The sequence below is a fragment of the Actinospica sp. genome (assembly GCF_035552695.1).
Taxonomy (GTDB): Bacteria; Actinomycetota; Actinomycetes; order Streptomycetales; family Catenulisporaceae; genus Actinospica.
This window is the reverse complement of sequence record NZ_DASZKT010000024.1, coordinates 21,893-33,585: the sequence shown is the minus strand read 5'-3', so window position 1 is coordinate 33,585 and position 11,693 is coordinate 21,893. Positions and strand designations below refer to the sequence as shown.

The window sequence follows — 11,693 nt, the reverse complement described above, 5'->3', positions numbered from 1 at the left end:
CCCGCCCCACCACTGGCGATCGCTCTGTCAGGCCTCGTCGAATTCGATCGTCTCTCCGACGGACGTGTTCAGCGTGATCTTGGCGCCTGAGATGGCTCCCTTGTGCGCACCGTTGACGGAGTATTCGACGTCGTGTCCGGGCCAGGGATTCGTGAACGTGAGGTTCCCGCCGACCTGGCTGGTGACCCGCACGTACTGGACGGTGTTGTTTCGGATGCTGCTGGAGACCAGGAAGTCTCCGTAGGCGAGCAGGTCGCCGAACTTGGCGTTCGAAGCGGACGGCCAGTCGGGGAAGACCTTGATGTCGTTCTGGAAGGACTGCAGGAGCATCTCATCGAGCCCTGAGGTGGTGACGTTGAGGTTCTCGACCCCGCCGCCGTAGTGGTGCACCGCCATGTTGGGGTACGACTGGTTGGTGGCCTCGTCGTGCAGCTCGGCCATCAGGGTGCTGGGGTCGTACCCGACCATCGCCGCGGCGGCGTACAAGGTGGCCGGGGAGTTGTCGCTGTTCCAGTTGCCGAGCTGGGTGATGGTGTCGCGCGCGGTCTGCAGCAGGTCGGCCGGGCTGTCCAGCCCGACCTGCATGCCCGGGTAGACGGCCTGGATGGCGATGTCGTTGCCGTCGCTCACCCAGCCGGCGCCCTGCGAGGTCTCGCTGAAGACGGTCTGGCCGTTCCTGGTCATCGTCGGCAGCGGGGCGAGCTTGCTGTCAATGTTCTGCCAGGTCGGAACGAGCGGGGAGTTCACGCCGAGCGCCTTGCTCATGTCGATCAGCCCTTGGAACAGCAGGTGCACCAGGCCGAGCGAGAGGACGCTGTTGGTCTGCGGGTACGCGTCGCCCTCCTGCGGCGCGTCGTTCTGGATCTCATAGGTGCCGGTGGACGCGTCCCAGGTCACGTAGTTCTGCCAGAACGATCCGACCTGCTCGAGGTAGGGAAGCACCTCGCGGGCGTAGGAGGCGCTGTGTGAGTACTCGTACTCCATGACCATGTCGCTCGCCAGGTTCACGGCGTCGGACTTCTGGTTGTAGAGGCTGTCGACGGCGCTGGTTCCGTTGGGCGAGATGCCCACCGGGTATAGCACGCCCTTGAAGCCGTTGGCCGCGGCAAGCGCCTCGCCGTTCGGCATCCAGGCGAGGACGGGCGCGTCATAGGAGCCCATCTGGGCGATGTGGTTGGTCGACAGCGCCGCGTAGAACGCCGCCTCGTAGTTGTAGTTGGTGTGGTAGTCGCCGTTCCAGTTCATGGCTCCGGTGATCCAGTTGCCCCACAGACCCGGTGCGTACTTCCCGGCGCGCGAGACGGAGCCGAGCAGGTAGAGCGAGCCGTACCAGCTCTTCTCCACGGCCTGGTCGGCGATCTGGACGAACGACCGGGACCAGTAGGCGTGCCACCAGGCCTCGTGCGCCGCGTAAAGCGCGGCCAGCGAGGCGGGGGTCAGCGAAGACGCCATGGACTGGGCGACGGACTGGTAGTCGGAGGTGTCGTGGCTGCTCTCGATCGCCGCGGCCACGGTGTAGGTCACGCCGGGCTTGAGCGTCAGGCTGATCTGATTGCCCGACGGGTTCGAGGAATCGCCGCGCACGGTCGCCGCGATGCGCGCCTGGGGGTTGCCGGGCGCGGCGGTCGTGCCGGCCTGCACATCGGCGTCGAGGACGCCGCCGCTGCTGCTACTGACGGTCGGGGTACCGCCGAGCCCGTCCTGCAGGGTGACGGACGCGGCCTGCGGGCTCGAGCCGGTCAGCCGCAGCGTCGTGACGAGCAGGTTCTCGGTCGCGGAGACCCAACTCGTGGACGAGAGCGTCTCACCGCCGAGCGTGTAGCTGCCCTCGACCTGGGCCTTGGAGATGTCCTGCACGACGTGATAGCTCGACCCGGCCAGTCCGGGGACGGCCAGCACGATCCGGCCGAGCGGTTCGATGGCGTTGGTGGCAGTGGAGAAGAAGTCGTTCTTGCCGAGATAGAAGGTCTGGTCGTCGATCGAGCCGCCGACCGCGACGCCGACGTCGCCGTTGCCCAGCAGCGGGGCGTCGACGGTCTCGCCGCTGTTCAAGCTGGTGGGTGGGGAGTTCCAGACGCCCTGGAACTGCGCGACGGTGCTCAGGGCCTGAGCCGGGGCGGGGTCGCCGCCGAGGTTGGCCTGGGCTGCCGCGGGCGTGGCGGCCTGCGCGGTCGCCAGGCCGGCAGTGACGAGGGTCGCGGCGAGCAGAACGCCGACGCGGCGCCGGGAGCGGAGTTGGAATCTCAAATCATTGCAACCTTTCAACTTGTGCCGGCCGTGCCGACTGTGCTGGTTGTGCGAGATACGCCGCGCCGAGGAGCGGCGCGGTATTCGGGTGGATTGCGGGCGCGAGCACGATGCGGGGTGCGGCGTCGGCGAGTCCGCCGCGTAAGGGTTCGGCGATCAGATCCCAGGACGCCGCGATCGATCCGCCGACGACGAGGACCGACGCCTCGAACTCGGCGAGGCAGGGGCCGAGCAGGTGTCCCAGGGTCAGGAACGTCTGCGTGAAGACTCCGACCGCCGCGAGATCGCCGCGGCCGGCGCGCTGCGCGATCTCTCGGACGTCGGGGGCCGTCGGCGTGGCGACGGCTCGGGCATAGGCTCGCCGGATGGCGTGTCGCGAGATCGTCTCCTCCAGCGGCTTGCCTTCGTGGCGCAGCAGGTCGACGCGGCCTTCCGGCGGGACACCGGGGCCGCTGAGCTGAACCTGGCCGTCCCGCAGAAAGCACGAGCCGACGCCGGTGCCGAGCGTGAGTCCGACCGCTGTCCGATGGCCGCGCGCCGACCCGGCCCACCACTCGCCGAGCAGGAAGGCGTGGGCGTCGTTGTGGAAGCTCATGCGGTCGGCGTCGGCGCCGGGTAGCTGTCGCGACAACGCCGCGCGGAGGTCGTAGCCGTTGAGCGCGTCGAACTTGCCCACGTTCGCGTACCGGCCGACACCTTGTTCGTAGTCGAACGGGCCGGGGAGCGCTATGGCCCAGCCCCCTGCGTCCCGCGCATCCAGCCGCGATGCGCAGGCGACGAGCGCCGCGACGATCTCCTCGGCACCTGCTCGGCTGTCGAGCGGTTCGCGGAACGAGTGGCCGGGCAGGACGGCGCGGGTCCCGAGGTCGACGTAGGCGGCGGTCACGTGCGTACCGCCGATGTCCATCGCCGGAATCACCGTCGTCGAGATCATCGAACAAAGGCCTTGACGTAGCGCACCGGGCCCGCGCCCAGGGCCGTCACGCGGTACGCGCCGAGCGAGGCGGGCACGGTCAGGGTCTCGGCGTAGGCGAGTTCGTCACGGTGCCCGCCGTCCGTCTCCAGCAGGAGGCCTTCGCCCTCGACGACGTTGAGGACGTGGAACCGCTGATCGGTGGCGTCGTCCAGGGTGGCGTGCGCCGCGAGTTCGAGGCGCCGGACTTCGAAGAACATCTCCGGCAGCCGACCGATCAGATCCTCGCGCCAGCCGTCGCCGTGACGCAGGGTTCGAGGGTTCTGGACGAGATCGCGCGCGACGGCCGAGCCTGCCCGATCCGCATCGAGGTTCTCGAACGCGTGTCCGACGTGCACGGGCCGCTGCCTGCCCTGGCCGTCCTTTCGCAGCCAGTCGTAGAAGCGCAGGCTGTAGAGGTATGGCGTGGCACTGATTTCGAGCACGACGTTGCCCTCGCCGCTGCCGTGCGGAGTGCCGGCCGGGATGAGGAAGAGCTGGTGCTGCTCGGCGGGAAACGTCTGGACGTAGCGCTCGACCTCGAACGGAAGCCCGGCTTGGACGGCTCGATCGGCCTCGCGCCGGAACGCTTCGAGGTCCGCGCCCTCGCGCAGGCCCAGGTAGACGCGGCTGCCGGGCCCTCCGACCATCATGTAATAGGTCTCATGCTGGGTGTACGGCCAGCCGAAGACCCGCCGCATGTAGTCCGGCTGCGGATGGCAGTGCACGGACAGGTTCCCGCCGCCGACCGTGTCGAGATAGTCGAATCTGATCGGGAACGAGGTGCCGAACGTCGCGTGCACTTCCTTGCCCAAGACCTCGCCCGGATGCAGGGCGACGAGCACTTGGAGCGGGACCTCGACGCGCGGCGACTCCGGATCGGCGGGATCGCCGACGAGGATGCCGCTCTCCGGCGCGATGAGCTCGTAGCCCAGAGCCGTGTTGGGCGCCGTGCGGTTGAAGCCGAGCTGCTCCTGCGCCCAGTGCCCGCCCCACGATGTCGTGTTGAACGTCGGCCGCGTGCGGAACGGTCGAGCGGCGAGATCGGACAGCGCCTCGCGCAGCGCCGGTCCGGTGAGCCAGGCGGGTGTGTGCGGGTTCTGAGTATCGAGCCAAAGGTCGACATCGCCGAGGATGGTGTCGCGATGCCGGTCCAATACGGGCCAGTCGATGTAGAACAGCCGGCGTGTCGTGCCGGGACCGGTGCCAGCGGGCTGCCCTAGATTGCGGCCGGTTCCCGCGGTGATCTCGGCCTCGGCGTAGCGCTTGGGCAGGTCGGCGTACCAGAGGAGGTCATGGTGGCTGGCCAGCGCCGCACCGGGGCCGTAGATGAGGGTCACGGCGTCGGACGCGGCCTCGATCGGGCCTGCCTGCTTGAAGAAGTCGGCCATGGCCGCCTGCGAGAGCGGCGCGAAGTCCGGGTCGTCCTCCAACACCGCCGACGCGGTCAACTCGAGGATCGCGGGCCACGCGGCGAATTGCTCGCGCATGTCGATCAGCTTGGCCGCGAGTTCACGGCCTGCCAGCGCGGCGCAGATCTCGGCGGCGACGGTGTCCCAGTCGACGGCCGCCGGACCGTCCACGGCCAGGACGAGTCCCGGAGTGAGGTCGGCGACGGCATCGGGATAGCCGCTGCGGACTACTCCCCCGATGGCATGACACGGGTCTGCTTCGTATCCGCGGACGGATGGCGACATAGTGGTGACGGCCTTTCTTGCGCGGGTCTTTCCATGTTCAGAGCACGGTGATCAAAGCGCGCCCGAGGACGGCGGCCGGCCCGCGGTGGTCACCGGCCAGGTGAGCACCGGGCTGCGGAACTTCGCGGCCTGTTCGGCGAGGGTCGTGGCGGCGGCAGCCGGGTCCGGCGCGGCGAAGGTCAGCAGCCCGTAGCGCAGCCTGACCGGCCCGTGCTGGATCTGCGGAAAGTTCGTGTCCCAGTAGTTGTTCGCTGCCCAGCTCAGCAGCAGCGGATCCGGATCCCGGTCGATCGCCTCGGGCGGCGGCCCGAAGTGGAAGTCGCCGAATTGGACGAGCGGCGCGTCCGGCGTGAGCAGCGCGACCGCGCCCCGCTCGTCCCACATCGTGGCCGCCGACTCGACCGTCACCCAGCCGCGCGAGGCGCCCGGCAACTGCTCGTCGTCGAGGGCGACGAGTCGGCCGGCGGTGTCGAAGGCGGCTCGCCATCCGGCGTCCATGGCCAGGGGCAGCGCGAAGTACAGGGCGTTCGGCGAGGAGTCGCCGATGAGATCGACCTCGATGTCGATGTCGATGACGGGATCGATCGCGTCGAAGCGCAGCCGCTGAATCAGGCTCCTGGTGCCCGGTGCGACGAACCGGCGTTCCAGGATCACGCACCCGGGCCGCTCCTCGACCGTGCAGCTGACGACGCGTTCGGCGGGCTCGCGGATCGGTGTCCACGGCTCCCAGCACGACTCGTCCAGCATCTCCCGGTCCAGGTTGCGCCGGTAGAAGGCGCGGCGGGAGCCGTCGACGAGCGCGTCGGGCCGCTCCCGGAGGAAGGACATCAGGTCCATCCCCGGCCGTGGCCGCAGGATTTCGCGATTCGTCGCACGGTCGGTCAGGGAGAGGATGCGGCCGGAGTCCGGATCGTAGGTCAGGACGTGGAACGGCGACTCGATCCGTCCCGTGGCCTCCACGCGGTTGACCGCCGATGCGAAGTTGAGCTCGCGCGCCGAACTGCGATGCCGGACGACCTCGTGCGTCGGCTGGTTCGGGTACACCGGCGCGGGCAGATCATCGATGCCGATGACGCGCCAGGCGCCGGGGGCGAGTTCGATCGGTCCGACGGCGCGGCGCGGCTCGTCGTGCGTCGGCGCCCGCCATGGCCGGTTCTCGTACGACATCCGGCTGGCCCGATAGGTCCGCTCGGTGGCCGCGGTCTGTTCGGCGAACCAGGCGGTCGGCAGTTCGAGGGCTGCCGTACGCGGATACGGGGTCGGATTGCAGACCAGCACTCCGGCGATGCCTTTGTCGGCGACCGGGTTTCCGGCCAGCCGCTCGAGGCCGTCCATCACGGCGAACGCGGCGAGTTCGTGGCCCTCGTACGCGCCGGCCTGCTTCATCGACTCGATGGCGCGCGTCTGCGGGTTGCCCGGCTCGCTGTCCCAGCCGCTGAAGGTGTGCTCGTCGAACAGGTCGACGCGGTCGGCCGCCTCGGCGACGAGCGACGGATCGGCCCCGAGCGCCTCGGCGGCGGTCAGCAGCGGCTTGGTCCGCCGGTTCACCGCGGTGGCCACCGGCGTGCTGCCGGCGCCGAAACTCCAGAAGTCGGTCCAGTCGCCGCGCAGCACGGGAATCTCGTCCTCGGGTATGCGCTCGATTCGTTCCCTGAGATCGTCGAGGGTCGCGTAGCGGATGCGCGGGCCGCGCCGCTGTTCGTTCCAGAGCCGGATCAGGTCGGGCAGAAAGGGATTCGGCGGCGCGTTGTCCCACATGATCGGCGAGCAGGTCGAGGTGAGGTAGACGAACGGCAGCCGGTAGCCGGTGCGGCGCAGCCGCTCGTGCAGTGCGTCCCAGCCGACGGCCATCCGCTCCACCGAGTCGTCCCAGGCGTTGAGCAGCTGGTCGAACATCGTGTAGTGGCTGCCGTTGAACACCCGCAGCCGTCGTCCGGACGGCGCCTGCCAGGCGAACAGGCCGGGCCGCGGCCGCACCGGACGGCCGAGGTGCGGATTGATCGCCATGACGAACAGGTCGACGCCGGCGTCCAGCAGTTCGTCGGCGATCGGCCACGGGATTCCGTTGACGTCGTGCTGGCAGGCGACCGGGATCGGCCGGCCGACCGCGTCCTCGAGCTCGCGCTTGCCCGCCAGCAGCCGCCGGATTCCCGGCCGGTCGATCAGCGAGCTGACATGCCAGCGCAGCGCGGAAAGACCGATCCTGCCCTGGTCGCAGAGGTCTTTGAAGCGGACGATCTCGTCGTCGGACGCGTCCGCCAGCCAGCGGCGCACCGGCTCGGTCGCCTCGCAGGTCCATTTCGGCCGGCTGTCCTCCGGCAGGTCGGCCGTGCGCTCGAGCCAGTCAAGAGCCTGCGACAGGTACTCGCCCTGCAGCCGCCACAGCACGGGCTGGGAATGTGTGTAGCCGACGTCGAGATGGCTGTGGTGCAGGACCAGGATCTCGTCGATCCCGCCAGCGGGGGTCCCCGTCACTTGGTCGCTCCCTGGGTCAGACCGGCGATGAACTGCTTCTGCAGGACGAGGTAGCCGGCGACGGGGACGACCGCCGCGAGGAACATCACGCCGAACAGCTGCGCGTAGTTGGTGGAGTACTGGCCGAGGGACAGGTACAGGCCCGTCGTGATGGTCTGGCCGCGCAGCGGGCCGAGGATGAACTGCGGGTTCATGAAGTCGTTCCAGATCCACAGCGACAGGAAGATCGCCACGGTCGCGGTGGCCGGCCGCATCAGGGGCATGACGATCTTCCACCAGATCCGCAGCGCGCCGGCTCCGTCCATCGCGGCGGCCTCGACGATCTCGCGCGGGACGGCGCGCAGGAACCCGGAGTAGACGAAGACCGCGAAGGACAGATAGCCGCCGCCGACGTTCGCCAGGATCAGCCCTGGATACGTGTGGTCCAGGCCGAGGAAGCTCAGGATCCTGATGGTCGGCAGCAGGATCACCGCGGGCGGGATCATCAGGCCGGCGCCGAACCCGGCCAGCACGATCCGGCGCAGCGGCGCCGAGCGGCGGGAGAGCCAGAAGCTGAAGGCCGCGCCGAGCGGGATGATCAGCAGCAGCGAGAGGGCGACGGTGACCGCGGAGTTGGCCAGGCCGATCTGCACGATCCGGTCCGGCCGGGACAGCGCGTCGGAGAGGTTCTGCAGGGTCGGCGGCGCGGGCGGCGCCTCCGGGTTGCGGATGATCTGGTCCTGGGACTTGAAGGCGTTGACGATCGTCAGGTAGATCGGGCTGACGAAGGCGAGGGTCAGCAACCCGGCCGCGACGAGTCGGGCGCGGGACATCCGGGGCCTGCGACGGCCGTTCGGGGTCGGCGCCGCCGGCGGTGCGGTTCGGCGCGGCGCGGTCAGGACGGTCACAGGTCCACCTCCCGGCGGCGGAGGAGTCCGGTCACCGACAGGGCGACGACTGCGGACACGGCGAGCAGCAGCATGGCGACGGCCGAGGCGTATCCGAAGCGGTCGTCGGTGAACGCGAGATTGATGATGTAGAGCGCCGTGGACTGCGTGGCGAAGGCGGGGCCGCCGGAGGTGAGCGCGGCGATGATGTCGTAGAGCTTCAGCATCGTGATCAGCGAGATGGTGACGCTGATCGTGGTGCCGGGGGCCAGCATGCGCAGCGTGATCCAGCGGAACTGCTGCCAGCGGCTCGCTCCGTCCACCTTCGCCGCCTGATACATCTCGACCGGGATCGACTGCAGCGCCGCGAGGTGCACGACGGTCGTGAACCCGGTGAGCACCCAGGTGGCGACCAGGCCGACCGAGAACATGGCCAGATCAGGGGTGCCCAGCCAGGAGATCGGCTGCGCGATGATCCCCAGCGCGGTCAGCAGATGGTTGAGGATGCCGTCCTCGGCCAGGATGTAGCGCCAGACGAAGCCGACGATGACGCCGGAGATCACCTGCGGCAGGAACGCCAGCATGCGCATCACGCGGAAGCTCAGCGAGGTCTGGTTCAGCAGGATCGCGAACCCGATGCCGGCCGCGTTGGCGAGCAGCGTCACCACGGCGGCCAGCCCGAGCGTGAAGCCGAGACTGGCCGCCAGGGTGCTGTCGTGGGTCATCTCCCGGTAGTTGGCCAGGCCGATGAAGCGGGTCTGCGCGAGCAGCGGGTTCTCGTCGGTGAAGCTCTTCCAGCCGCTCATGATCACCGGGACGATGATGAACAGGATGTAGAGGCCCAGTGTGAGCAGGGCGAGCGCGGTCAGCGCGGGGTCGCCGCGGCGTTGGCGGAGTCGGGTGATCATGGCGTGTTCCTTGCGGGAGAGGGGAGGCGGCTCGGCGCCGGGCTCGCGGTCACGGGCGCGCGCCCGGCGCCGGGCCGGCGGTCACTGGGTCGCGGTGGTCCACTCGCTGTCGAGCTTCGCCATCTGGCCGGCGACGTCGTTCGAGTTGAACAGCGCCTGGGCCGCCGCGTAGAAGTCGTCGTTGAGGCCCGAGGGCATCGCGTCGTCGTTGGTGACCCAGCCGATCGCGGACACCTTCGTGTTGTTCTGCAGCACGTAGGTGTACGAGTCCTGATAGACCTGGCTGACGTCCACGCCGTAGTCCTGCAGCGTCTTGCCCTTGATGAGCGGGAACGCGCCGTCGCCCTCGATCAGGGTTTTGAGGTTCGCCGGGTTCAGCGACCAGGACTCCGCGAACGCGGTCGCCTTGTCCGGGGAGGGGGTGCTCGCGCTGATCGCCATCGATCCGCCGACCGCGTACGGTACGACGACCGAACCGTCATCGGCGGGTGTCAGGAAGGAGCCGTAGTCGGCTGCGCCGGCCTTCGGGATCGAGCCGAGGAACCAGCTGCCCATCATGTACATCGCGGCCTTGCCGGATGTGAAGTCCTTGATCGAGTCGGCGTAGCTGACGCTGAGCGCCCCGGGCTCGAAGTATCCGTTCGCGACCATGGTGCGGTACTTCGCGACCGCGGCCTCGACGTTCGAATCGGTGAAGTGCACCTTGCCCGCGTAGCGCTCCCGCAGCCAGTTCGGGTCCTTACCCAGCACGTCCACCGAGAGGACCCCGGTCAGCGGCATCGCGGCCGCGAACGAGTCGCCGCCGCCGAGCTCGATCGGCGTGATGCCGGCGGCCTTGAGCTTGGCGCAGTCGGCCGTGAACTCGGCCCAGGTCTTCGGCGTGCCGGAGATCCCGGCCCGGGCGAACAGCTGCTTGTTGTAGAAGACCATCGGGATGATCTGCGAGTTGGTCGGCGGGATGTAGACCTTGCCCTTGTTCGCGTTGCCCATCGGGTCGAGGAAGTTGGCGTTCACCCAGTCCTGCGGGTACGGCTTGAGCAGGCCGGCCTGGGCGAAGGTCGAGGGCGTGATGGACTGCAGCAGGTCGGGGAACTGGCCGGAGGCCTGCAGTTGCTTGGCGTAGGCGTCGCGGTCGGTGTTGGGCGAGACGATGTCCTTGATCGTCAGGCCGGGAACCTTCGCCTCGGCGTTGTCGATCGAGTTCTTCCAGAACGAGGCGGTCAGATCCGGAGTCTCGAAGGTGAGGTACGTCAGCGTGACGCTTCCGCTCGCCGCGCCGGGTGACGCCGCCGAGCACCCGGCGGCGGTCAGGGCGAGCCCCGCGGCCAGGCAGGCCGTGAGAAGACGGTTGTGCCGCATGGAGGTCTCCTGGGGGATGATGTGACGACGATGGGGAGACTCGACGCCTAGCCATCGACGAGATAACGTTATCGCGGAAGTAAAGTCAGGTTGCGGGAACGTGTCAAGGGGCCCCCTTCGACCGACCCGCGGTCAGCACGAGGAGTAGCCGGATGAGCCCAGCACGGGTCGCAAGCGGAGCCGCCGGGCGGCCCAAGCGGCCGACCATGGTCGATGTCGCGCGCGAGGCCGGAGTCGCCCTGCGCACGGTCTCGCGCGTGGTCAACGACGACCCGACGGTCGGGCCCGCGAACGTGGCCAAGGTGCAGGCCGCGATCGCGGCGCTGAACTTCCGCCCGGACGAGCGGGCCCGCCAGCTGCGCACCGGCGTGACCGGCGCGATCGGCGCGGCGGTGCGCCGGATCGCCGAGGCCAACCCGGCGTTGGCCGCCATCGAGCGGACCGCGGGCGCCGCCGGGCTCACCCTGCTGGCCGCGTCGACCGACTTCGACGAGGGCAGGGAGCGGGAGATCCTGACCTCCATGTGCCGGCAGCGGCTCGACGGGATCATCGTCGAGCCGATCGGCGAGAGCCACGGCTACCTGCAGCCCGAGCTCGAGGCCGGCATGCCCTTCGTCGCCATGGACCGGCCGATGAGCGGGATCTCCGCGGACTGCGTCATGTCCGACAACGCCTCGGGCATCGGCATGGCGTTCCACCACCTGCACGAACACGGCCACCGGCGGATCGCCTACATCGGCGACAGCGAGCGGGTGTTCTCCGGCCGGGAGCGCGCCGGGGCCTTCCGGGCGGCGCTGCGCTCGCACGGCCAGCCGGTCGAGGGCCTGGTGCACCCCGGCGAGCTCACCCCCGAGCGGGTGGCCGCCGCGCTGGACGCCGCGCTGCACGGCGCGAAGGCGACCGCGCTGGTCACCGGCAACATGGACACCACGATCTCGGTGCTGCGGCTGCTCGGGCGCGAGGCGGCCGGCCGGCTGGCGATCGTCGGCTTCGACGAGGTGCCGCTCGCCGACCTGCTCCAGCCCGCGCTCACCGTCGTCGCCCAGGACACGGCCACGATCGGCCGGACCGCCGTCGAACTGCTGCGCAAGCGGGTCGCCGACCCCTCCCGGCCGGTGCAGAGCGTGGTCGTGCCGCTGGAGCTCAAGGTCCGCGGCTCCGGCGAGGTGCGCGGCTGAGCCCGGCCGCT

Annotated in this window: 8 protein-coding genes; 1 reads left to right on the top strand and 7 read right to left on the bottom strand. The window is 69.5% G+C overall.

The genetic code is table 11. The features are described 5' to 3' along the window. Positions 1 to 27 precede the first annotated feature (27 nt). From VG296_RS04070 to VG296_RS04040, 7 genes are all read right to left on the bottom strand, one after another. The gene (locus tag VG296_RS04070; protein ID WP_325563193.1) at positions 28 to 2,247 is read right to left on the bottom strand and encodes a glycosyl hydrolase family 95 catalytic domain-containing protein; all 2,220 of its coding nucleotides are present in this window, start codon (positions 2,245 to 2,247) and stop codon (positions 28 to 30) included. A 1-nt stretch (position 2,248) separates the two neighbouring features. Beyond that, positions 2,249 to 3,181 (bottom strand): ROK family protein, encoded by a 933-nt coding sequence (locus VG296_RS04065; protein WP_325563191.1) that lies wholly within the window; start codon positions 3,179 to 3,181, stop codon positions 2,249 to 2,251. After that, positions 3,178 to 4,896, bottom strand: coding sequence for a hypothetical protein (locus tag VG296_RS04060; protein WP_325563189.1), 1,719 nt, complete (start codon positions 4,894 to 4,896; stop codon positions 3,178 to 3,180). Before VG296_RS04060 ends, VG296_RS04065 begins: the two co-directional genes overlap by 4 nt. 51 nt (positions 4,897 to 4,947) lie before the next feature. Continuing rightward, the gene (locus VG296_RS04055; RefSeq protein WP_325563187.1) at positions 4,948 to 7,371 is read right to left on the bottom strand and encodes a glycoside hydrolase; all 2,424 of its coding nucleotides are present in this window, start codon (positions 7,369 to 7,371) and stop codon (positions 4,948 to 4,950) included. Beyond that, entirely contained in the window at positions 7,368 to 8,258 is an 891-nt protein-coding gene (locus tag VG296_RS04050; protein WP_325563185.1) for a carbohydrate ABC transporter permease, read from the bottom strand. The genes VG296_RS04055 and VG296_RS04050 overlap by 4 nt, the downstream gene beginning before the upstream one ends. Continuing rightward, a complete protein-coding gene (locus VG296_RS04045) occupies positions 8,255 to 9,145 on the bottom strand; it encodes a sugar ABC transporter permease (protein ID WP_325563183.1) in 891 nt (296 codons plus the stop codon). Before VG296_RS04045 ends, VG296_RS04050 begins: the two co-directional genes overlap by 4 nt. 81 nt (positions 9,146 to 9,226) lie before the next feature. Then, positions 9,227 to 10,504 carry an ABC transporter substrate-binding protein gene (locus VG296_RS04040; RefSeq protein ID WP_325563180.1) on the bottom strand — a complete coding sequence of 426 codons (1,278 nt, stop codon included), beginning with the start codon at positions 10,502 to 10,504 and terminating at the stop codon, positions 9,227 to 9,229. A 152-nt stretch (positions 10,505 to 10,656) separates the two neighbouring features. Between VG296_RS04040 and VG296_RS04035 the strand changes: the two genes are divergently transcribed. Further along, the gene (locus VG296_RS04035; RefSeq protein WP_325563178.1) at positions 10,657 to 11,682 is read left to right on the top strand and encodes a LacI family DNA-binding transcriptional regulator; all 1,026 of its coding nucleotides are present in this window, start codon (positions 10,657 to 10,659) and stop codon (positions 11,680 to 11,682) included. The last annotated feature ends 11 nt before the right edge of the window (positions 11,683 to 11,693 follow it).